Genomic DNA, 21,977 nt, shown 5'->3' with positions numbered 1-21,977 from the left:
AGCCTCACCCAACCCTCTCCAAAGGAGAGGGCTTTAAAAAACATTTTAAAGTCTCCCCCTTTGGGGGAGATTTAGAGGGGGCTTCGTGCCTTGACGCTGATAGTCAAGCAATGGCTTACTTTATTCCCATTTCCTTTTTCAGGAACTGGCCGGTGAAGCTGTTTTTTACCTTGCACAGGCCTTCGGGTGTGCCGAAGTAAAGTATGTTGCCGCCGCCTGATCCGCCTTCGGGGCCAAGATCAATCACGTGGTCAACTACCTTTATTACATCAAGGTTGTGCTCAATAACCAGTACGGTATTGCCTTTATCAACCAGCTGATAAAGCACGCCTAGCAATACGTTGATATCTTCAAAATGCAAGCCGGTTGTAGGTTCATCCAAAATATAAAAAGTATTACCGGTATCTTTTTTTGACAACTCTGTTGCCAGTTTAACACGCTGCGCCTCGCCGCCTGAAAGGGTAGTTGACGCCTGGCCCAGCGTAATATAGCCCAGGCCAACATCATTTAAGGTTTTTACCTTGCGATAAATGGATGGGATATGCTCAAAAAATGGTGTAGCATCTTCAATGCTCATGTCGAGCACATCGCTGATGGATTTGCCGCGGTAACGTACTTCCAGCGTTTCGCGGTTATACCTGCGGCCGCCACATTCTTCGCATGGTACCTGAACATCGGGCAAAAAGTTCATTTCTATCACCTTCATGCCGGCGCCCTGGCAGGTTTCGCACCGGCCGCCTTTTACGTTGAACGAGAAACGACCCGGTTTGTAACCCCTGATCCTCGATTCGGGCAGGGCTACGTACAGGTTACGGATATCTGAAAATACCCCGGTGTAGGTAGCCGGGTTTGAGCGCGGCGTACGGCCAATAGGTGTCTGGTCTATCTCGATAACCTTGTCAATGTTTTCGAGACCCTCAATTTTGTCATAAGGCAAAGGCTGTTTCTTAGCCCTGAAAAAATGATGATTGAGTATAGGGTATAGCGTTTCGGTAATTAAACTCGACTTACCACTGCCCGATACCCCGGTAATACCAATCAGTTTGCCTAACGGAAAATCAACCGAAACCTTTTTAAGGTTGTGGCCTGTCGCTTTTTTCAGGCTCAGCGTTTTGCCGTTGCCCTCTCTCCTTTTTGCGGGGATAGCGATGGAGCGTTCGCCGTTGATGTATGAGGTGGTCAGGGTGTGTTTGGCCATCAGCTCGGCCGGGGTGCCTTCGGCAACTACCTCGCCGCCATGAACGCCTGCTGCCGGCCCCATGTCAATTACATGGTCGGCCTCCAGTATCATATCCTTATCATGCTCCACTACCAGTACGGTATTGCCAAGGTCGCGCAGGTTTTTAAGGGCGGTTATTAAACGCTCGTTATCGCGCTGGTGCAGGCCTATGCTGGGCTCATCCAGAATATACATCACGTTCATTAACTGTGAGCCTATTTGCGTAGCCAGGCGGATGCGCTGTGCCTCGCCACCCGAAAGGGTTTTGGCTGTGCGGTCAAGCGTTAAATAGCTCAAACCAACATCAAGCAGGAAAACAATGCGGGCACGGATCTCTTTTAATATTTCTTTGGCGATAACATTCTGGCGTTCGGTGAGCCGGTCTTCCAGGTTGGTGAACCACTCCTGCAGGGTACGGATATCCATACAGGCCAGTTCAAATATGTTTTTGTTATCAACCTTAAAATGCAGGGATTCTTTTTTGAGGCGCGCACCGTCGCAAACCGGGCAGGTTTTAAGTACCCGGTAGTTTTCCATATCATCCATGCCTTCGTCGCCGCGGCGCTCCTGCTGCTCTTCCAGCATGCGCACAATACCGTCAAAAGTGATCTGGTAGCTTTGTACATTCCATTTGTTGTACTCCACCGCCACGGTGATCATCTCCGGCGATCCATTCAGGATAATATCCCGTTGCTCAGGCGTTAATTTTTCGATTGGGGTTGACAACGAGAATTCATATTTTTTGGCCAGCGCTTTCAATACCTGGAATATCCAGGTTTCGCGGTACTCGCCAATTGGGGCAAGGCCCCCGTTCATGATACTCAGTTTGGGGTTGGGGATAACCGAAGCTTCATCAACCTCAAAAATGTAACCCAAACCATTACACTTTTCGCAGGCGCCATAAGGCGAGTTAAAGGAAAAGGTATTTGGCTGCGGCTCATCATATGATATGCCCGACACCGGGTCCATCAGGTACTTGCTGTAATAATGTACGTTGTTATCCTTATCGCCAATGCGGATAATTCCCTTGGCTATTTTAAGGGCGGTTTGTACCGATGTATATAAACGTTTGCTGTCCTTTTCGCTTATCACCAGGCGGTCGACCACAATGTCGATATCGTGGATCTTATAACGGTCAACCTGCATTTTGGGTTCAACGTCGGTTATGGCGCCGTCAATCCACACTTTTAAGTAGCCTTGTTTGCGTATAGATTCAAAAAGTTCGCGATAATGGCCTTTGCGGGCTTTTACCACCGGGGCCAGGATGTTAACCGGCTGCCCGTCGAATTTTTCGGTAATGGTTTTCAGTATCTGGTCTTCGCTCATGCGCTCCATCTTCTCGCCGGTAGTGTACGAGTAAGCTTCACCGGTACGGGCAAAAAGCAGGCGCATAAAATCATATATCTCGGTAATAGTGCCCACGGTTGAGCGCGGGTTTTTGCTGGTTGTTTTTTGCTCAATGGCAATAACAGGGCTCAGGCCCGATACCTTATCCACATCCGGGCGTTCCATGCCGCCCATAAACTGGCGAGAATAGGCCGAAAATGTTTCCATATAACGGCGCTGCCCTTCGGCATAAATAGTATCAAAGGCCAGCGACGATTTACCGCTGCCGCTCAAACCGGTAATAACTACCAATTGGTTGCGCGGAAAAGAAACATCAATGTTTTTTAAATTATGTACCCTGGCGCCATAAACTTCAACTTCGCTTTGTTCGCCCAGGTCAACGGTTGTTTCGTTCATCATGTATTATCGGTACCAAATTTTATTAAACCCGGGTAAACGGGCTCGGTTTTAAAAGCTTAACTTAAATTGTTTGTGAGATAGGTGCCTTTAAAAGCATTTTGCTAAGAAATTACGCAAAGATACAGAAAATTGACGTGGATTTTATGTAAAGCATGTCAGCATAAGGTTAATATTTACCGGGTTACCGTTTTGCAAACTACAGGCGTAGTGGTCTGAAGTCAGAGACTTCAGACAGCGGCGATAATATTTACTTTTGCAGATGGCCTGTCATGCTGGAGCCTGTCGAAGGACGCGCGCAGAGGCCCTCCCACCGTGCTTCGACAAGCTCAGCATGACTCTATTGTTCAAGGCCCTCCCTGTTCGAAGTCTCTGACTTCGACCGCTTATGCACGTAGTCTTCAAACTACCGGACAGCCGCAGTAGTGTGAGTCGCAATTAAATCCAAAGCCTCATCAAACCTTTTCAGTCGTAAGTTATGCAGAAATTGCTCACGGTGAACCATCGCATATTGCAACCGTGCATCCATATTGGCCAAACTGATTTTGCCGATCCAGATCTGGTCGTGAAATTCCCTGAAACCGGGCACGGGCATATTCAAATCCATTGGCTTGCCGGGTGTTTGACCGGTTAGCGTAAAAACAATAAAGTAAAATAGGTGAAGTATCTGGCGCATCAGGAAAAACCGGGCATACTGGTATTCGCTAACCTCCCGGCCAAAGTATGCGGTGAGGTAATCCTTTTCATCGTCCGGGTTTCTGACCACAAAGTTTGCCATGATGGAGAGGTCCAGGTAGCGGTCGTTTAAAAAAGCGGCCTCCCAGTCAACCAGCCATACCCGTTCGCCGTCAAACAGCGTGTTTTCGGGCTTAAGATCGTTGTGGCAAGCTACGAGGTCATCGCTGTTACGCGGATAAATGCTTTTGATTTTCGTATAAATGCCAAACATCTCGGCCGTCATATCATCGGGCATAAACTGCGCGACCCTGAATTTTTCGATGAACTCATCAATTTTATCCAGGTAATTGAGCTGGAAGGGGAATGGCGGGAGTTCATGCAGGCTTTTGAGCAGTTGAGGCAGTTTCAGTTTAGCCTCATCAAGCGGTAGAGGTTTTGCGTCAATAAAATCGACAATAGCAATTCTTTCTTCAGTATTGGCATACCAAACCCGCGGGGCAATGCCGGCTTCGGCAGCGGCTTTCATGCAGGCATATTCGAGGGTTGGGTCGGCCATGGCATCGGTACGGGTAATGATGCGGAGCAGGTACGCTTTCCCGAGAACAGTGATCCGGAAAACCAGAGCAGTTGAAAGCCCGGCGGTAAGTTCGCGGATAGCTTCAAATTCACTTACGCCAAAGGCTGATTGCAGGGCGTTAATAACGGCGGCTTTTTTGTTTTGGGGTATCATAAAAGGCGGTTTAATTGGGGGTTATTACCAAATTTATCTATGCTTTTTTACTTATGATAGCTTTTGGGACTATATTTTTTAAGCCGCACTTTATCAGCAAAATTCACGTTAATAAAATATATGCCAGTTACTTAGGGCAGATGATGATTGCAATAAATTGCGTATATTTGTATATACAACAGCCCGGTTTCGCGTCAGGAAACCGGGCTGTTTTGGTAAATAAACCCTGCCAAATAAATGCAAAATCTGAATAGTTCTTTAATAGTTGTTTTAATATCGGTAGGTTATATCTTCTTAAAATCTTACAGAGTGCTCCCAAAAGTGTTAAATACGCAGGTTCTGAATCATTTTTGAATAAAGTTTTGCCAGTTTTAAGCGGTTTTGAATGTTTTTGCTACCGAAATATGTTAAAATTTAACTTTAAAAAGTGGCCAATGCGGAGTTTTGGCATGCAGAAATAAAGACAAAAAAAAGCCGGCTTCCATCCAGGAAAGCCGGTTTCGGGGTGCTCCGTAATGTGTCTTTAATTAATATATTGATACTGAAAAAATCAATATTAATTAAAGTTCAGCAATGTTGGTGAAGGCTGGGCAAGCGCATAATAATTGGTATACCCATACTTCTTAGGTTGCTGGATAATTGCCTTCATGGCCACAAGCTTGTAAATGTATGAACCGGTTTCACGGTTCAAGCTCATGCGGAAGTAATTATCTTCATTTTGTTTGTTAATAGCCCTTTCCAGCTTAATTGAGCCGTTATTGTAAGCGGCTGCGGCCAGGGTCCAGCTATTAAATTCACCATATAGTTCTTTGATATACTTGCAGGCCGCTATGGTTGATTTACGCAGGTTATTGCGTTCGTCAACCCCATGACCCACTTTTAGTCCGTAAGTACGCGCGGTACCGGGCATAAATTGCCATAAACCACGTGCTCCTTTTGGTGAGGTACCTTCACAAAGGCCCGATTCAACCAGCGGGATGTACTTAAAATCATCGGGAATACCATAAGCCCTCAAGAGCGGCTCAATAACGGGGAACCACTTTTCGGCTTTACGATGCAGTATGGTTGATTGCACGGTTTTGAAAGTATGCTGTCTAAGCGAAGTTTTCAATTTTCGTGTAACCCTTGCATCGTTTACAGGTAAAGCTTCGTTTGCAAAACTGTATGCATTTGCATTGCTTTTTATAAAAATAAATTTCGAAGTCCAATGGCTAATATTTCCATTATTCGCAACCTTTTCAGTTATGGTTGTGCTGAAAATATTAAGCTTTGAAATGAGAACCAGCACCAGCATTACGGAGCACGTAAGTAAGTGTTTTTTTATCATTTCTTTTTTAATCATTAACTATACATTAGGTAAAATGTGCAGCAAAGGTAAGTTATATGGGGCACATTATCAAATACTTAGCAAAATGCTAAATATTTTAGTGTTCATTTTTGGGCCAAAATCGGGCTTTAAAACAGTTTAAACATCGTTTTTGAACCGGGCAAAATTTTTGATTTTTTTGATTATTTTTACCCAAAAAAGCGTACCTTTGACCCTCACGCTGCGAAAGCGCAAAACAAAAAAATATGGTATTTAAGAGACCAACAGGTAGTCGCGACGACAAGCCAAAAAGAACGACAGGCCGGAGCTCAGGAAGCGACGATAAACCCAAAAGACCTGCAACGGCTAAAGGCAAAGCCACTCCAAACGGAGAGAAGAAGAAATTTACAAAGCCCGAACCCAAAACATTCCAAAGCAACCGGTTTAATGATGACAAGCCTAAAAGCAGTTTTAGGGACGGAGCATCGTCAGCTGATAAAAAATCGGGCGGAAGATCAAAACCTTATTCAGGCCGCCCATCCGATACAGGTGATAAAAAATCATTTTCACCACGCAGCAAGCCTTACTCAGGCCGGCCAACCCCAGGTGATGATGAAAAGCCAAAAAGATCATTTGGTTCAAGCTCTGCAGGTGAAAAAAAACCATATTCATCCCCGCGTACCCGCACATCATCAAATTTTGGCGATAAGCCCAAAAGGAGCTTCGGTGCTGACCAGGGTGCGGAACGCGCAACCGACAAAAGGTTTGGTGAAAGACCTGCCGCAGGCGGATTTAAAAAACGCGAAGGTGCTGCCAAACCATATAGCGGCGAAAGACCACCACAACGCAAGCCAACCTACGATAAAATAACACGCGACGAGAATGCCCCGGTGAAAACCTTACGCGGCCGTAAAAAATCGGCCGAGCCAAAAGCTAAAGACGATGGGCTGATCCGTTTGAACCGTTATATTTCAAACGCAGGTATATGCTCACGCCGTAAAGCCGATGAACTGATTATTGCCGGTGTGGTGATGGTAAACGGTGTAGTGGTTGATGAGCTGGGCGCCAAGATTGATCCTACTAAAGATGAGATCAAATACAACGGTGAAACCCTGCGCCGCGAAAAAATGGTTTATGTATTATTAAATAAACCTAAAGACTATATCACAACAACCGAAGACCCACAAGAACGCCGTACCGTAATGCATCTGGTTGAAAAAGCAACCAAAGAACGCATTTACCCTATTGGCCGTTTAGACAGGAATACTACCGGTTTGCTTTTAATGACAAATGATGGTGAGCTGGCCGATAAGCTGTCGCACCCGCGCAGCAATATTAGCAAGTTGTATCAGGTAGAACTGAGCAAAAGCTTAACCCAGGGCGATTTGAACAAAATTGGCTTTGGTATTGAACTGGAGGATGGTTTAATTAAGCCTGATTCGGTATCATACGTGGCCGGTGGTTCAAAAAGAGAAGTTGGTATACAGATACACAGCGGAAAAAACCGCATTGTGCGCCGTATATTTGAAAGTCTGGGTTATGAGGTGGTAAAGCTTGACCGTGTGGTTTACGCCAACCTTACTAAAAAGGACCTGCCACGCGGCAGATGGCGTTATCTGGACGAAAAAGAGGTTATTCAATTAAAGCATTTAATAAAATAAAAAAACGCCCTGCTAAACAGGGCGTTTTTTGTTGCTTTTGTTAACTTGCACACTGTAACCAATTTCATCCCACATGAAAAAAATTGTTTTGATCATTGTCTTGTTATTGCCCTTGTTCACCTATGCGCAAAACAAGCAAAATAAAAAGAAAGGCCCTTCAACCTATGACCTGGTAATAGGTACTTATACAACAGGCAGTAGTAAGGGCATAGCCGTTTACCGTTTTTATGCCGAAAACGGCCGCCTGGCTTATCTGAGCCAGATTGATGGCGTGGATAACCCCTCATATTTAACATTAAGCAAAAACAACAAATTTATTTACGCGGTAAATGAAGTAGACAAAGGCGAGGTAAGCTCCTTTTCATTTGAGCCTAAAACCGGCAAAATGGTGCTTATTAACAAGCAGCCTTCAGAAGGTGCCAACCCCTGTTACATAGCTGTTGATAAAGCGCAGAAAAATATTTTTGTAGCCAATTACAGCAGCGGTACCGTGGCCGTATTGCCTTTAGCTAAAGATGGCTCCATAGGTAAGGCCTCTCAAACACTACATGATAATGGTCATGGCCCAAATAAAGAGCGTCAGGAAGCCGCCCACGCGCACATGTCAATCCTTAGCCCAGATGAAAAGTATTTATTGTACAATGACCTGGGCACCGATAAGGTGAACATATTGCGTTACAAACCATCAAAAGATAAGCCTCTTGAACCTGCTACACCTCCGTTTGTAAGTGTAAAACCCGGAGAGGGGCCAAGGCACCTTGAATTTTCACTTGATAAAAAACACGCTTATCTGGTAACCGAAATGGGGTCGAACGTTATTGTTTTTGATTATGACAATGGCAAGCTAACACAAAAGCAATCCATCACCTTACTGCCTGATGGCTTTAAAGGGCAGACTGCCGGTGCTGCAATTCATTTATCACCCGATGGCCGTTTCCTGTATGCATCAAACCGGTTAGAAACCAATGAAATTATTGCTTATGCAGTAAACCAGCAAACAGGTGAGCTTACTTTTGTTCAGCGCCAGTCGTCATTTGGTAAAAACCCGCGCGATTTTGCTATTGACCCAACTGGCAAGTTCATGGTAGTAGCCAACCAAAACAGCGATAGCATATATGTATTCCGGATTGATACCGCAACCGGCCGAATTACTCCTACCGGATTTAAGCTGGAAATTGGGAATCCGGTATGCTTAAAATTTGCGCCAGCCCTTTAAGCGGAAAGCTTAAGGCTGAAAGCGAAAAGTCTTTAAAGGTAACGCATATAGAATATTAGACAATAAAAAAGCTCAAAGCGAATTTCACTTTGAGCTTTTTTATTGCTTTGTCTTTAATAGCGTATTGCTTTGGGCTTTCCGCCTTCGGCTCAATTAATTGCTTTTAGTGAACGAATAAATGATATAACCTGTTCCGTTGCCAACAGCAACCGGCGATTTAAGGGTCATTGCCGAGCCGTCATTGCTGGCTATATCTAAACGATAACCTTCGGCAACGTTTTTGGCTTTGTCGCCTTCAAACAATTTTTTAAACTGGAATTGTGTGCCGGTGGTACCACCGTTATAAACCGACCAGAATATTGTTTGCGACGCACCGTTTGCTAAAGTATACACCCCGTTGCCGCTGTTGGTTAGTTTCCATGTACTGCCCACAAAAGCTTCGGGAGGTGCCTGGTCAAACACATTCTGTACAGCGTTTTGAACCAGTCCGTCATAACTTACGTTGTTTAATGTCCATGTACCAACAAATTTACCACGTGATACATTGCTTGATACCGTATTTTTTTGGCTCGAACAAGCCGATAATACAAAAATAAGCGATAGGATTGCGATTGAGGTTTGAAATAGCTTTTTCATGACTGAGGTATTTTTAATTGCATAAGAGCATAAACCCTGCCAAATATTACCGCTTATTTATTTTTGAGTTTCTTTTGAATTTCCTTTAACCGTTTGTGAATGTTCTCTGTTACCTGGTCGGCTTCTTTAACTTTGGTGAGGCTATTGGCAATGCGATGGTTAGTGTTTCTTGAAAATAAGGCGCGGCTCAAATTTATTACTGCTTTCATGATTGTAGGTGAATGCCTGTTATACGAGCCCGTGAAAAGAATGTTACGCACAAATAGAGTAAAACTACTCGTTTAGTTTAGCCATCAATTGCACTCAGGAAACTGATTAGCTTTTCCATAGCCTTTGCCCGGTGGCTTATGCTGTTTTTTTGTTCCATGCTCATTTCGGCAAAAGTGATTGGGTAACCGGTAGGTTCAAAAATCGGGTCGTACCCGAAACCATCAGTACCGGCTGTACCTGTGCGGATAGTACCCTCTATCGTGCCATCAAAAAAATGCTCTTCGCCGTTCCAAATTAATGATATAACCGTACGGAAACGGGCTTTACGATTGGTTTCGCCAGTTAAATTCTGAAGCACCTTGCTAATATTTGCCGCATGGTTACCGTGCTCGCCTGCATACCGAGCCGAATAAACGCCTGGCTCACCATTTAGCGCATCTATCTCCAAACCGCTGTCGTCGCCAAAGCAATTGAGCTTGTATTTTTCAAAGATGTAATGGCTTTTAATGGAAGCGTTTTCATGAAAAGTGGTACCTGTTTCCTCAATATCATCAGTGCAGCCAATATCATTAAGTGTTAACAGCTGAATTTTATCGCCAACCTTGGCGGCTACTTCTTCGAGTTTATGGCGGTTATTGGTTGCAAAAACTAATTGCTGCATTTTTAGGGATTAAGGATTTGAAGATAAAAAACGAATGGTTTTTTGGATAAGACAGTTATAACGTTTTCATTTGTTCCCAAAAAGCTTTTTTATGATCAACGTTATCCATCATCTCGCCAAAACTGAAGCTATACAAGACAGGAAAGCCGCTTACAATTTTGGGGCTGTTTAATGATAGCTGGGCAAGGCCTTGCGGTATGGCCGGTTGTCCTAACAGCAACAGTCTGGTTGGTTTAAAAAAGCCGGTGAGGCCGTCAAGTGTTACCCGATTATGTTTGGCTATGTTTACAATGGCTACATCGTTAAGTTCAAACTCCTTGCGTTTTAGTATATTTTGAAGGGCGGTTAAGTGCGCGTCGGCAATAAATTCCAGTTCGGGGTAATAAACCAGTATCAAAAAGTTTTTTAAATTTTGTCCCAGATAATTAAAAGAGAGGGCTTGCGTTTTTATTTCAGGTTGCTGCTCTTCAATTACAGGCGCAACAACCTGTGGTGTTTGAATTTCAGGGGCTTGTTCAGCAATTATGGGTTCGGTAATAGCTTTTTTCTCGTACAGGGGTTTATCCTTACTTAAAAGATAAAGCTCATCCTCTAATATAAAGCGCAGGGCAACGGGGTTTTCAACTTTCACTTTAACAAATTTTAACCAAAAGTAGTTAAACCGTTTCAGGCTTTATAGCCATATTAGCACAATTATAGGCGGTTATATTTTAATTGACATTTTTTGTTCGACTATAATTAATAAATTTTACCGAAATTCGGACTTTTTAACGGACTATTGATCCGTATTATTTAGAGTATAAGTGCATTACATGAGAAAGTTAGGGATAGTCATTTTAAGTTTTATTTTAATCATATCGGTTGCAAAGGCACAAACCGCGGCCGATACTACTGCGGCTGCTAAAACCGCGGCCAGGCTTGATTCGGCAGGAAAAACACCTGTGAAAGCTGATTCTGCCGTTGTTGCCGGCCCAAGAAAAATGCTCGACAAAATAGCTGCCATTGTTGGTAACAGCCCTATTTTACAATCAGATATTGAAACACAATATGCCCGTTACCTGGTTGAGGGTAACCAGCCAAACCCGTCAATTAAGTGCCAGATACTGCAATCATTATTAACCCAAAAGCTTTTGGCCCAGCAGGCTATTATTGATAGTATTGATGTAAAGGACGACGAAGTTGATGCCAACGTTGACCGCAGGATGCGCGAAATGACCCAAAGAGCAGGCGGGCAGGAAAAACTGGAAAGCTTTTTAGGTCGTTCGGTTATTCAGTATAAAGACGAGATACGCCCGGATATTAAAGAGCAAATGATTGCGCAGAAAATGCAGCAGCATATTACCGAAAAACTGAATGTTACCCCTCAGGATGTTAAAACCTATTTCGATAAAATAGCGAAAGACAGTCTGCCGTCATTTAATAAAGAGGTAGAAGTAGGTGAAATTGTTTTTCAACCGCAACTGAACAAGGAAGAAAAGCAAATGTATAAGGAAAAGGCTGAAGAGCTGAGGGCAAGGGTTAAAAAGGGAGAAGATTTTGGCACACTGGCCAGGCTTTACTCCCAAGATCCCGGTTCGGCGCCTGATGGCGGTGACCTGGGCTTTGCCGACCGTACTACCTTTGTAAAGGAATTTACGGCCAATGCCTTTAAACTAAAGGCAGGTGAAATATCGCCGGTGTTTGAAACCGATTTTGGTTTTCACTTTTTGCAGGTGATTGAGCGCCGGGGCGAACAAGTACATGTACGGCATATACTGATAGCACCTGTGGTAACCCAGGCCAGTTTGGACAGGGCCAAAACTAAAGCCGACAGTATTTATACCCTGATGATGGCAAACAAAAAAATTGACTTTTCGAGCGCGGCCGCTTATTATTCGGACGATAAGGAAACTAAATATAACGGTGGTATGATGCTGAACGCCGAGAACGTTCAAAACCGCTCAACTTATATCCCTACCGATAAACTTGACCCTAGGGTTGCGCTTACTGTTGACACCATGAAGATAGGCAGCATATCAAAACCCGATGTATTTACTGACGCTGCCGGTAAAAAGAGCTATAAAATTTTGTACCTCAAATCGGCAACAAACGCGCATAAGGCCAACCTGGAGCAGGATTTTCCAAAATTAAAGGAATATGCCTTTGAAGATAAAACTAACCGTACGGTAAACCAGTGGTTTGATAAACGCAGAAAAGAAACATTTATTAAAATTGACAAGGAGTACCAGACTTGCGACATACTGCAAAAGTGGATCACTACACCAACTGCTACCGCGCAAGTTAAACCATAATAATATATGCAACACCGCTCTGATGTGGAGGCTGCTGATGCTTTAAGGCAGGCATATCAGCAAATACGCTCCGAAATAGGCAAGGTTATAATAGGCCAGGATGAGGTGGTGAAATTTGTGCTGGTATCTATATTCAGCAATGGTCACTGTCTGCTGGTGGGGGTACCTGGTTTGGCTAAAACTTTACTGGTGCAAACTATTGCCCAAGTGCTCGACCTTGATTTTAAACGGATACAGTTTACTCCTGACCTGATGCCATCAGACATTATTGGGTCTGAAATACTGGGCGAAGACAGGAACTTTAAATTCATACCCGGCCCTGTATTCTCAAATATTATACTGGCCGATGAAATTAACCGCACCCCGCCTAAAACACAGGCCGCCCTTTTAGAGGCCATGCAGGAAAAAGCGGTTACAGCTGCCGGCATTACGCATAAACTTGCTCAGCCATTTTTTGTACTGGCTACGCAAAACCCTATTGAACAGGAAGGCACTTACCCGCTGCCCGAAGCCCAACTTGACCGCTTTATGTTTAGCGTTGCGTTAAACTACCCATCGTTTCAGGAAGAACTGCAGGTGGTTAAAAACACTACGAGCACTCTGCAAACCGATGTTAATAAAATATTAAACGCCAGCCAGATCATTTATTTTCAACAATTGGTCAGAGATATCCCTGTTACGGATCATGTGATGGAATACGCAGTAAAGCTGGTATCTAAAACCCGTCCCAACGGCGAGTTTGCCACACCGCAGATTAACCGTTTGCTAACTTGGGGAGCGGGTCCAAGGGCTTCACAGTTTTTGATTTTAGGCGCTAAATGCCATGCTGTTATCAATGGAAAATATTCGCCGGATATTGAAGACGTACAGGCCATTGCCAAACCTATTTTAAGCCACCGTATTGTGCGGAGCTATCATGCCGAGGCCGAAGGTCTGTCGGCAGCAGATATTATTGAACAGCTGTTTTAATTAATAACAAGGTCATGGTTTCGGCATCCCACGTGCCCAGCTTACAACAAGGGGGTTAAACATCCCGAGAGATCCTGAAACAAGTTCAGGATGACATTTGATATTAAAAAAGGGAGATGTATCAAATACATCTCCCTTTTGTTTTGGGTATAACCCCCTTATTCGTTTTCAACTGCCGAGAAAACTTCCAGCAAAATATCCCATTTTTTTGTTTTATCCAGCTCCCATATACGCACGTAGTTATAATTGCTTACTACATTGCCTTTTGTAATGCGCGCGTGGCCGTAAGTATATGCCAGGTCATTACTGGCAGCGCGACCACCGTCTGTAGTTTCGGCAGAGATGGTGATGGCCTGATTGTTAATAAACTTCATAATAACATCAGGGCCGGTCATTGGATGAAAACCCGGAAAATAATAACGGGCCTCAGGGCTTAAGAACTCTTTATAACTGGCCAGTGCCGATATGGTTAAAGAGTGGTTAAATATCTTATCGGTATTTACAATAATACTTTTGGCAGCGAACGGATCTTTACTGGGTGCTGTGCGGGTAGCTTTAGGTTCTTTAAAATCTGTTATTTCTTCCTGCTCCGGCTCAGGGTGTTGTATACCCAGATCAATTAACAGCTTCAGTTTGCCTTCAACGTCGGCGCGCCAAATGGAAACATAATCGCCAAATACTTTATCATCATCGTTTTTGCCGTTGTTGTAAATGTAGGGCCCTGCGGTAAAGGCAAGATCTCCATTAGCCGAAATACGGCCGAATTTTGGCTGCCAGCTCAGTTTGCCGGCTTGTTTATCAATGTTATTATAAAAGTCAGTTATTTTAACCGCATTGGGTTTAAAAACTATCCCTTCGGGGTCGGCAACAGATAAAAAGCCATCTTTTATGCCTTTACGTTCAACTAATTTATTGAAAGCTTCTTCGGCACTAACTACCTTATTTACCTGAACAGGGCTCGTTTGCGCCAGGGCAAATACACTGTAGCCAATAAATGTAGCAGCTAATATTATTTTCTTCATGGTCATGTTAGATTTTGGGGCAATTTAGTAATAAATTTTAAGTCAGGAATGTGATTGAGCCGTTGCCGTAGGCATGTAGGCCTGCGGTATTGCGGTTATATATATTTTATCAGAAACGGATATGATTATATTTAATTGTAAATGTGGAGAGTTTATCATGCAAAAAACCAATACCAGACGCTATTTATCGTCAAAGTGTGAATTAAAAACTAATTAACTTTATACACATGATAATGTTTTGATTGAAAATTTCATTATCTGCATATTTATAAAAAATTACCGTATGATGAATAAATACATCTTCTGTTTGTTGGCAATTATTGTGCCAGCCACTTTTAAGGTGAGTGCGCAGGTGAAGTTTTTGAACGATGTTCAGGGCAAGCCTTATATGGAGCAGTCGTACACGATGGTGGAGGGCAGTGCATACCTGATCCCTAACTGGGCCGAAGGGAAAGTTGATTTTGTTAACGGGAAAACTACAACCCTTCCAATTAAATACGACTTAATAAAAGACGAACTTTTATTTCATAGCAAAACTGATTCGGTTGCGTTTGCTTTTGTTGACCAGGTAAAGGGCTTTAGTTTTACCAGTTCGGTCATTGAAGAAAGCAACATACTTATGCCCGTATTTAACAGCGGGTACCCCGCGGTTGACGGCCAAACGCCGGCCTCTTTTTACCAGGTTATTGCCGATGGAAAAGTGAAGCTCTTGAAGCATTACAAAAAAATAATCCGTACCGAAAAGGCTTTTAATTCGGCAACATCAACCCGGTCGTTTGTTTTGTCGGATGTGTATTATCTATTTATAGACAATCAGATCACCCGGATTAAACCCGGCCAGAAAACCATACTGGCAGCCCTGGGTGACAAGGCCGACCAGTTAAAACGCTATATGCAAAGCAATAAGATAGATTATAAAAACGATGCCGCTTTAGCCAACCTGTTTAGCTATTATAATTCACTCTGAAAATTACGCTTTACTCCAGTGAGTGCCTTCTTTGCTGTCTTTTAGCTGGAATCCTATTTGAGCTAAACCATCACGTATTTTATCAGACATGGCATAATCCTTACTGGCTTTTGCCTCACTCCTTAAGTTAACTATCAGGTTCAGGATGTTGGGCAGGTCATCATTGTCGGCCTGTTCATCTTTTAGGCCCAGCACGTCAAGCACAAAAGTATTCATGAGCGTTTTAAGCAACTGCAAATTCGGCTCATCAATCTTCATTTTACCATCGTGTACTGAGTTAATAATGCGCGATGCCTCAAACAATTCGGCAATAAGTACCGGGCTGTTAAAGTCGTCGTTCATGGCCGCGTAGCAGCGCTGCATTAAAGGCTCAATCTCTACTTCGGTAGTGTTACTTGCTTTTAAGCCGTTTAGCAGGGCAAATGCATTCATTAAGCGTTTAAAGCCCTTTTCTGATGCTTCCATAGCTTCATTGCCAAAATCAAGGGTACTGCGATAATGGGCCTGCAGCATAAAAAAGCGAACGGTCATAGGGCTGTAGCCCTTATTGAGTATAGAGTTATTACCAGTAAAAAGTTCATGCGGTAAAAAGCTGTTCCCCAATGATTTCGACATTTTTTGACCATTCACGGTAAGCATATTGGTATGTACCCAGTAATTGGCCGGGTTTTTACCGCAGCAGGCTACATGCTGTGCAATTTCATTGGTATGGTGGGTAGGTACCAGGTCAATGCCGCCGCCATGTATATCAAACTGGTTTCCCAGGTACTTCTGGCTCATGGCCGAGCATTCCAGGTGCCATCCCGGAAAGCCAACACCCCAGGGCGAAGGCCACTTCATGAGGTGTTCGGGTTTTGCCTTTATCCACAAGGCAAAGTCAAGCTTGCCGTGTTTCTCTTCCTGGCCACCTAGTGTACGGGTATTATTTAACAGATCTTCGAGATTACGGCCGCTGAGTATACCATAGTTTTTGGTGCTGTTGTATTTTTCAACGTCAAAATAAACGGTGCCGTCAACCTCATAGGCAAAGCCTTTTTCCAATATTACCTTAACCAGTTCAATCTGTTCAATAATATGGCCTGTTGCGGTTGGTTCAATACTTGGCGGCAGCGTATTAAATATTTGCATTACCTCGTGAAAGCCAACGGTGTACTTCTGTACAATTTCCATTGGCTCCAATTGAGCTAATTTTGCTTTTTTTGATATTTTGTCTTCTCCCTCATCTCCGCCATCGCCTTCCAGATGACCGGCGTCAGTCACGTTTCTAACGTAGCGTACTTTGTAACCAATATGAGTAAGATACCTGAACATCAGGTCGAATGATATATAAGTGCGGCAATTGCCCAAATGCACATCACTGTAAACAGTTGGGCCACATACGTACATGCCTACATGCGGCGCGTTAAGCGGTTTAAATTCTTCTTTTTTACGAGTTAAAGTATTGTAAACAAACAAATTTTGTTCCATGAGCGCAAACTTACGATTTTTTCAATTTCAAGTTAATGGTAGTGTAGGGTAAATATTGGCCGGCGCGTATTGGAAAAGTAAAAAAATAATCCGGATAGTTTGTTTTGATAAAATGCCGGAGACTTTAATTGGCAAGCACTACATCGCTGCGCAGGGGGAAGTGGTCTGACAGTTTTTTTTCAATGATCTTATAGGTAAGCACGTCAAATTGCGGGCTTGCCATAATATAATCAATCTGGTAATTGGGGAAGTCGCCATTATAAGTGCGGCCAAATCCCGATCCTTTTTCGCGGAACGTGTTTTTTAAGCCCCTGGCCATTTGATTAACGGCGAATGAGGCAGGAGTATCATTAAAGTCGCCGGTGATCAGGTAGGGGTAAGGGCATTTGGCGGCATGTTCCTTTACTTTAAATACCTGCTCACTCCTTTTAATGAAAGCGGTTTTTAACTTACCACCCAGCCTTTTGGTTGATTGTATATCCGTTTTGCCTTTTTTTGAAACACTGTCGAGGTATTTATAATCTTCTGGGTCAAAACGGATAGATTGCAGGTGCACGCTGTACAGGCGAAAGGTTTTTTGGCCCTTCTTTACGTCCACATACAGGCACTGATTCTCGGATTTGGAAGCAGAAAAATGGATCATGCCCTTACCTACTATCGGGAACCTGGAAAATATGGCCATGCCTATAGCTTCGCTACTGTTAAAATTAAAAGGCTCAAAATAAAAATTATCAGCACCCATAATTTTTATAATGGAGTCGCGCATTTCATATTGTCCTTTATTTTTGGTATAAAACTCCTGGAAACCGATAATATCGGGCTGTTGCTGGCTAAGCATGGTTAAAATCTGATGTTTGGTTGATGCATCATTGTTAGAACCATAGCGCTTAAAATTATGTACATTATAGGTTATTACCCTTATGGCGTTTTCAACAGCTGGTTTTGCTGCTTCGGCCCCGGAAAACCTGAAACCTATATTATTTAGCAAAGTATTATAACCGGCTAAAATGGTGATAAAGGAAAGGGCGAACTGCCACCTTCTGCGTAGCAGCCAATAAACCATCATCATGAGATTGAGTATCAGCAGTAATGGATAGGCCAGGCCGAAAAAGGCCAGTATCCATACCTTTGAGGGGTTAATTTGAGGAGCTAAATAGCTTAACAGGAGGGCGAAACAAAGCAACAGGTTTATCCATAATAGTATTTTACCAATAAAGCTTTGTTTTCGTTTAGCTCTCATTATTGCTCGCGCGAAATAAAATTTCTTTTTCCTGCTTGTTCAGGCTATCATAGCCGGATTGCGATATTTTATCCAAAATGCGGTCAATCTCTTCTTGTCGGGGGTACTCAGCGTTGTTTTTACCTGTGTTTTTGGCAACTACTTTTAATTTGGGCCTTGATTTGAATATGTTGCCGATGCCGGTTACCCAGTCGTGTCCTTTTTGAAGTTGCTTAATGTAGATGAAACCAAATAAAGCGCCGCCCAGGTGAGCAATTTCGCCGCCCGGGTTGCTGCCCACAATTAATAAAAAGTCGATAATTAAGGTGACACCTACCAGCCATTTTAATTTCACCGGCCCAAATAGCAATAACGATATGGTATAATTAGGCAATAGGGTAGCTGTTGCAACCATAATTGCCATAACACTGGCCGAAGCGCCTACCGCAGGAACTGCCTGCAATGCAGGGTTGTGCGTAAACGCCGGGAAAATATTAAAACAGGTAATATAAAAGAAAGCCCCTGCAAGGCCGCCCATAATATACAGGCCTACCGTACGTTTATTGCCCAGGTATTCTTCAAATATCCGTCCCATCCAGTAAAGCCACAACATATTGAACAGGATATGTAAAATTCCTTCATGCATAAACATGTAGGTGAACGGCGTCCAGAAGCGGGTAAGTAATTTAGGCAGATAGGCAGTGGTGGCAAAATATTCATTAGCATAATAGGCAATCATGCTGGGCTGGTTAAAGCTGGTTAAAAGGTGTTCAATAACAGCCGAAACATTAATGATCAAAAAAACAGCAACGTTAATGCCAATAAGCAAATTTAACTTATTGCCTGACCGAAGCATTTTATATTGAATATTTTGCCAAAGGGTACTCATAAAGAAGTTCCGTTTACTTGATAACTACCAATATTAATAAAAATTGTTTGGCCGTTGTAGCCGCCAAACTTTTACCATAATATAACCAATAATTGCACCGCCCAAATGCGCAAAATGTGCTACCGAATCGCCCGAAAATTGCTTTACTCCCAAAAATAGCTCAACCACAACATATACCGGGATAATGTATTTGGCCTTTATAGGAACAGGAATAAACAACATCATAAGTTCCATATTTGGAAAAAGCATTCCGAAAGCTATCAGTAAGCCAAATATAGCACCCGATGCACCTACTATTGGGGCATGATATAAATCATAAAGACTTTGTGCCTTCTCGCCATACTGAATAAACGACGATTGAAGTTCGGGGTGTGCTATGGTAAAGCCCCCCGTTATACCATGTACTTCAAACGCCTGTACAGCCATTTGGCAAAGGATTGCCCCTATGCCGCACAAAAAGTAAAAATTAAAAAATCGTTTAGCGCCAAGTGCATATTCAACAATTGGGCCGAAGGAAAATAAGGCAAACATATTAAAGAAAATATGCTCCCAACCCCCATGTAAAAACATGTAGGTGATAATTTGCCATGGCCTAAAGTCAGACGAGTTAAAATAATACCCGCCAAACCATAATATTATTTTGTCAAGATATAATGGTCTGAATAAAATGTAGGGTAAAAAACAAATCAGGTTAATGATCAGCAGGTTTTTTACAACCACTGTAAGATTGGCAAAGGGTGATTGACTATTCATATATAAATAAGAGCCGCGAGGCTATTTTTCAAATCGTTCTAATAATTCGGTCATGGTAAAGGTACTGATTACGGGCTTACCATTCAATGCCTGGTTAGGCATTTGACAGGCAAAAAGCTGATCAATCAGCTGGTTCATTTCTTCGAGCGATAGTTTTGTGCCGGTTTTAATGGCCGCGTTGCGCGCCAATGATCGGGCCAGGTTATCGCGCTTATCAACCTTTAAAATAGCCAGGTTGTTTTTAAAGCCTTCCAGCAAGTGTTCCAGCAGTTCGTGCTCGCCCACATTATTCAATTCGGCAGGTATGCCTTCAACCACTACGGTGTTTTTCCCAAACTCACGGATGTCAAAACCAAGTGCCCTGATATCGGGCAAAAGCTCTTTTAAAAGTTCAAAATCGCTTCCGTTTAACGTTACCGACTGCGGAAATAAACTTTGCTGACTTACTCCCGAGTGGTTTTGCAGCTGCTGTAAAAAGCGTTCGTATAAGATACGTTCATGCGCGGCCTGCTGCCCTATCAGCATAAAACCCGATTTAATCTGCGACAGGATAAAACGGTTATGGATCTGGAACAATTGTCGTTCGCTTGATTTGCTTACCTCCTGTTCATTAACTTCAATACGTTCTTCCTGGTGCAGTTCATGCTGCAGATTGGCATCCTTTTTACTGATCTCGTACAATGTATCCCAGTTCTGGGGTATTGGGTTGCTACGGTAATCGTTGCCACTGTCCTTTAAAAAAGGGTGCTCGCGCGATGCAGGTTTTTTCTCGCTGGCAAATGGGTTAAAATCAGGATTGAATGAAATGGTTGGTGCTATGATCTCCTCAAACGGTTTGGGTGTTATGAGGTGTTCAATGCTGTTTTCCTGGTCAAAATCCAAACTGGGGGTAATATTGTACCTGCCCAGTGAGCGCTTTACCGCCGACCGGATAATAGCATATATGGCTTTCTCGTCTTGGTATTTTATTTCGGTTTTTGTGGGGTGTACGTTAATATCTATTCTGGATGGGTCGATATCAATAAACAACACATATAGCGGAAAACAATCATCGGGCAGCAGCTCTTCAAAAGCTGTGAGTACCGCGTGGTTGAGGTAAGCATCACGAATAAAGCGGTTGTTTACAAAAAAGAACTGCTCGCCCCGGGTTTTACGGGCAAATTCGGGCTTACCTACAAAACCGCGTAAGTTAATAATCGTAGTATCTTCCTCAACAGGTACCAGCCGCTGGTTGTAATTATTGCCAAACAGGTGTACAATACGCTGTTTTAACGCGGTACCTGGTAAATGGTAAACCTCCTGCCCGTCATGGTGCAGGGTGAAAAATATCTCTGGATGGGCTAAGGCTACCCGCTGAAATTCGTCAATAATATGACGCATCTCCACTGGGTTGCTTTTTAAAAAGTTACGGCGGGCGGGTGTATTGTAAAACAGGTTTTTAACAGATATGGAAGTGCCGGTATTGGCTGAGCAAGCCTCCTGACTTATTACTTCGGAGCCTTCGATAAAAATGCAGGTGCCCAGCTCGTCCTCATGGCGGCGGGTTTTCATTTCAACCTGGGCAATAGCGGCGATGGATGCCATGGCTTCGCCCCTGAAACCCATGGTGCGTATGGCAAACAGGTCGTCGGCTTTGCGTATTTTTGAGGTAGCATGGCGTTCAAAACACATGCGCGCGTCAGTAAGGCTCATGCCACAGCCATCATCAATAACCTGTATCAATGATTTGCCCGCATCCTTTACAATGAGCTGGATTTTTCCGGCGCCGGCATCAATCGCGTTCTCCACTAATTCCTTTACGGCGGAGGCCGGTCGCTGCACTACTTCGCCCGCGGCAATCTGGTTGGCAACGGCATCCGGTAAAAGCTGTATTATATCTGACATTTAAAAAAAATCCCTCCAATTTCGAATTCGATGCTAAATTAAATATTTGAAGGCATAACTTTATGATTTCTAAATATGGCTGCTATAATTCCTTCTTTTAATGACTTTCAACAAATAATTGAAATTTTAAATAGCATATTTATTAAGGTAAACGCCGAAACCGATGTGGAGTGGACCCAGTTTAGCTCTGCCCCTGCACTTATAGATGAATTAACGGTAAGTATAGAAAAACTTCGGCAGGGCGATTACCAAACCCTTGAAAACGTATATTTAATGTTTTTGCCAACCGGCTCATTCCAGGAACTGTCTGTTTCAAATGGCTGGGCCGATGAGTTTTTACAGATGGCCGAACAGTTTGATGCCTGTTATGAAAAACTAAAAAAGCAATAAATGCTTGCTGATTTTAAACTTGATGTTAAATTAAACAGCTGAAGGCATAACTTTATGATTTGATAA

Annotated in this window: 19 protein-coding genes; 6 read left to right on the top strand and 13 right to left on the bottom strand. The window is 43.2% G+C overall.

Annotation, left to right across the window (positions count from 1 at the left end; genetic code table 11):
- Positions 1–115: 115 nt before the first annotated feature.
- From uvrA to SNE25_RS00770, 3 genes are all read right to left on the bottom strand, one after another.
- Entirely contained in the window at positions 116–2,962 is a 2,847-nt protein-coding gene (gene uvrA, locus SNE25_RS00780; RefSeq protein ID WP_321566271.1) for an excinuclease ABC subunit UvrA, read from the bottom strand.
- Positions 2,963–3,368: 406 nt separating this feature from the next.
- The gene (locus SNE25_RS00775; RefSeq protein ID WP_321563183.1) at positions 3,369–4,370 is read right to left on the bottom strand and encodes a phosphotransferase; all 1,002 of its coding nucleotides are present in this window, start codon (positions 4,368–4,370) and stop codon (positions 3,369–3,371) included.
- A 556-nt stretch (positions 4,371–4,926) separates the two neighbouring features.
- Positions 4,927–5,697, bottom strand: coding sequence for a lytic transglycosylase domain-containing protein (locus SNE25_RS00770; RefSeq protein WP_321563182.1), 771 nt, complete (start codon positions 5,695–5,697; stop codon positions 4,927–4,929).
- 245 nt (positions 5,698–5,942) lie between these two features.
- Here SNE25_RS00770 and SNE25_RS00765 point away from each other — a divergent pair, with 245 nt between their 5' ends.
- Both SNE25_RS00765 and SNE25_RS00760 read left to right on the top strand, forming a co-directional pair.
- The gene (locus tag SNE25_RS00765; protein WP_321563181.1) at positions 5,943–7,337 is read left to right on the top strand and encodes a pseudouridine synthase; all 1,395 of its coding nucleotides are present in this window, start codon (positions 5,943–5,945) and stop codon (positions 7,335–7,337) included.
- 73 nt (positions 7,338–7,410) lie between these two features.
- Entirely contained in the window at positions 7,411–8,553 is a 1,143-nt protein-coding gene (locus tag SNE25_RS00760; protein ID WP_321563180.1) for a lactonase family protein, read from the top strand.
- Between the two features lie 153 nt (positions 8,554–8,706).
- Here SNE25_RS00760 and SNE25_RS00755 read toward each other — a convergent pair whose 3' ends face one another.
- From SNE25_RS00755 to SNE25_RS00740, 4 genes are all read right to left on the bottom strand, one after another.
- Positions 8,707–9,189 (bottom strand): hypothetical protein, encoded by a 483-nt coding sequence (locus SNE25_RS00755; RefSeq protein WP_321563179.1) that lies wholly within the window; start codon positions 9,187–9,189, stop codon positions 8,707–8,709.
- Between the two features lie 53 nt (positions 9,190–9,242).
- A complete protein-coding gene (locus SNE25_RS00750) occupies positions 9,243–9,398 on the bottom strand; it encodes a hypothetical protein (protein WP_321563178.1) in 156 nt (51 codons plus the stop codon).
- Between the two features lie 77 nt (positions 9,399–9,475).
- A complete protein-coding gene (locus SNE25_RS00745; RefSeq protein ID WP_321563177.1) occupies positions 9,476–10,060 on the bottom strand; it encodes a non-canonical purine NTP diphosphatase in 585 nt (194 codons plus the stop codon).
- 55 nt (positions 10,061–10,115) lie between these two features.
- Positions 10,116–10,691 (bottom strand): hypothetical protein, encoded by a 576-nt coding sequence (locus tag SNE25_RS00740; protein WP_321563176.1) that lies wholly within the window; start codon positions 10,689–10,691, stop codon positions 10,116–10,118.
- 181 nt (positions 10,692–10,872) lie between these two features.
- Between SNE25_RS00740 and SNE25_RS00735 the strand changes: the two genes are divergently transcribed.
- Together SNE25_RS00735 and SNE25_RS00730 are read left to right on the top strand one after the other, a co-directional pair.
- On the top strand, positions 10,873–12,351 hold the full coding sequence (locus tag SNE25_RS00735; RefSeq protein ID WP_321563175.1) for a peptidylprolyl isomerase: 1,479 nt from the start codon (positions 10,873–10,875) through the stop codon (positions 12,349–12,351).
- Positions 12,352–12,357: 6 nt separating this feature from the next.
- On the top strand, positions 12,358–13,320 hold the full coding sequence (locus SNE25_RS00730; RefSeq protein ID WP_321563174.1) for an AAA family ATPase: 963 nt from the start codon (positions 12,358–12,360) through the stop codon (positions 13,318–13,320).
- 158 nt (positions 13,321–13,478) lie between these two features.
- Here SNE25_RS00730 and SNE25_RS00725 read toward each other — a convergent pair whose 3' ends face one another.
- A complete protein-coding gene (locus SNE25_RS00725) occupies positions 13,479–14,342 on the bottom strand; it encodes a hypothetical protein (protein WP_321563173.1) in 864 nt (287 codons plus the stop codon).
- Positions 14,343–14,625: 283 nt separating this feature from the next.
- On the opposite strand from SNE25_RS00725, the gene SNE25_RS00720 reads away from it, so the two are divergent.
- Positions 14,626–15,309 (top strand): hypothetical protein, encoded by a 684-nt coding sequence (locus SNE25_RS00720; protein WP_321563172.1) that lies wholly within the window; start codon positions 14,626–14,628, stop codon positions 15,307–15,309.
- Between the two features lie 3 nt (positions 15,310–15,312).
- Here the strand turns inward: SNE25_RS00720 and cysS are convergent, their stop codons facing one another.
- The 5 genes from cysS to mutL all read right to left on the bottom strand — a co-directional run bounded on the left by cysS (position 15,313) and on the right by mutL (position 21,521).
- Positions 15,313–16,776, bottom strand: coding sequence for a cysteine--tRNA ligase (gene cysS / locus SNE25_RS00715; protein WP_321563171.1), 1,464 nt, complete (start codon positions 16,774–16,776; stop codon positions 15,313–15,315).
- A 124-nt stretch (positions 16,777–16,900) separates the two neighbouring features.
- Positions 16,901–18,016, bottom strand: a complete 1,116-nt coding sequence (locus tag SNE25_RS00710; protein WP_321563170.1) for an endonuclease/exonuclease/phosphatase family protein — start codon at positions 18,014–18,016, stop codon at positions 16,901–16,903.
- Positions 18,006–18,884, bottom strand: a complete 879-nt coding sequence (locus SNE25_RS00705) for a rhomboid family intramembrane serine protease (protein WP_321563169.1) — start codon at positions 18,882–18,884, stop codon at positions 18,006–18,008. The genes SNE25_RS00710 and SNE25_RS00705 overlap by 11 nt, the downstream gene beginning before the upstream one ends.
- 33 nt (positions 18,885–18,917) lie before the next feature.
- On the bottom strand, positions 18,918–19,637 hold the full coding sequence (locus tag SNE25_RS00700) for a rhomboid family intramembrane serine protease (protein WP_321563168.1): 720 nt from the start codon (positions 19,635–19,637) through the stop codon (positions 18,918–18,920).
- Positions 19,638–19,658: 21 nt separating this feature from the next.
- Positions 19,659–21,521, bottom strand: a complete 1,863-nt coding sequence (mutL, locus tag SNE25_RS00695) for a DNA mismatch repair endonuclease MutL (RefSeq protein ID WP_321563167.1) — start codon at positions 21,519–21,521, stop codon at positions 19,659–19,661.
- Between the two features lie 75 nt (positions 21,522–21,596).
- On the opposite strand from mutL, the gene SNE25_RS00690 reads away from it, so the two are divergent.
- Complete coding sequence (locus SNE25_RS00690) at positions 21,597–21,911, top strand: hypothetical protein (protein WP_321563166.1); 315 nt, start codon at positions 21,597–21,599, stop codon at positions 21,909–21,911.
- Positions 21,912–21,977 lie beyond the last annotated feature (66 nt).

The organism is Mucilaginibacter sabulilitoris (assembly GCF_034262375.1).
GTDB classification, from domain to species: Bacteria; Bacteroidota; Bacteroidia; order Sphingobacteriales; family Sphingobacteriaceae; genus Mucilaginibacter; species Mucilaginibacter sabulilitoris.
The sequence above is the reverse complement of the archived record's forward strand: the minus strand, read 5'-3'. Positions and strand labels throughout refer to the sequence as shown.

Bases quoted from the DNA above. Each gene is read 5' to 3' on its own strand.
- SNE25_RS00770 (WP_321563182.1), bottom strand. From the start codon at position 5,697: ATGATAAAAAAACACTTACTTACGTGCTCCGTAATGCTGGTGCTGGTT.
- SNE25_RS00735 (WP_321563175.1), top strand. From the start codon at position 10,873: ATGAGAAAGTTAGGGATAGTCATTTTAAGTTTTATTTTAATCATATCG.
- SNE25_RS00755 (WP_321563179.1), bottom strand. From the start codon at position 9,189: ATGAAAAAGCTATTTCAAACCTCAATCGCAATCCTATCGCTTATTTTT.
- SNE25_RS00725 (WP_321563173.1), bottom strand. From the start codon at position 14,342: ATGAAGAAAATAATATTAGCTGCTACATTTATTGGCTACAGTGTATTT.
- SNE25_RS00760 (WP_321563180.1), top strand. From the start codon at position 7,411: ATGAAAAAAATTGTTTTGATCATTGTCTTGTTATTGCCCTTGTTCACC.
- SNE25_RS00750 (WP_321563178.1), bottom strand. From the start codon at position 9,398: ATGAAAGCAGTAATAAATTTGAGCCGCGCCTTATTTTCAAGAAACACT.
- SNE25_RS00705 (WP_321563169.1), bottom strand. From the start codon at position 18,884: ATGAGTACCCTTTGGCAAAATATTCAATATAAAATGCTTCGGTCAGGC.
- cysS (WP_321563171.1), bottom strand. From the start codon at position 16,776: ATGGAACAAAATTTGTTTGTTTACAATACTTTAACTCGTAAAAAAGAA.
- SNE25_RS00700 (WP_321563168.1), bottom strand. From the start codon at position 19,637: ATGAATAGTCAATCACCCTTTGCCAATCTTACAGTGGTTGTAAAAAAC.
- SNE25_RS00775 (WP_321563183.1), bottom strand. From the start codon at position 4,370: ATGATACCCCAAAACAAAAAAGCCGCCGTTATTAACGCCCTGCAATCA.
- SNE25_RS00710 (WP_321563170.1), bottom strand. From the start codon at position 18,016: ATGAGAGCTAAACGAAAACAAAGCTTTATTGGTAAAATACTATTATGG.
- uvrA (WP_321566271.1), bottom strand. From the start codon at position 2,962: ATGAACGAAACAACCGTTGACCTGGGCGAACAAAGCGAAGTTGAAGTT.
- SNE25_RS00765 (WP_321563181.1), top strand. From the start codon at position 5,943: ATGGTATTTAAGAGACCAACAGGTAGTCGCGACGACAAGCCAAAAAGA.
- SNE25_RS00745 (WP_321563177.1), bottom strand. From the start codon at position 10,060: ATGCAGCAATTAGTTTTTGCAACCAATAACCGCCATAAACTCGAAGAA.
- SNE25_RS00690 (WP_321563166.1), top strand. From the start codon at position 21,597: ATGGCTGCTATAATTCCTTCTTTTAATGACTTTCAACAAATAATTGAA.
- SNE25_RS00720 (WP_321563172.1), top strand. From the start codon at position 14,626: ATGATGAATAAATACATCTTCTGTTTGTTGGCAATTATTGTGCCAGCC.
- SNE25_RS00730 (WP_321563174.1), top strand. From the start codon at position 12,358: ATGCAACACCGCTCTGATGTGGAGGCTGCTGATGCTTTAAGGCAGGCA.
- mutL (WP_321563167.1), bottom strand. From the start codon at position 21,521: ATGTCAGATATAATACAGCTTTTACCGGATGCCGTTGCCAACCAGATT.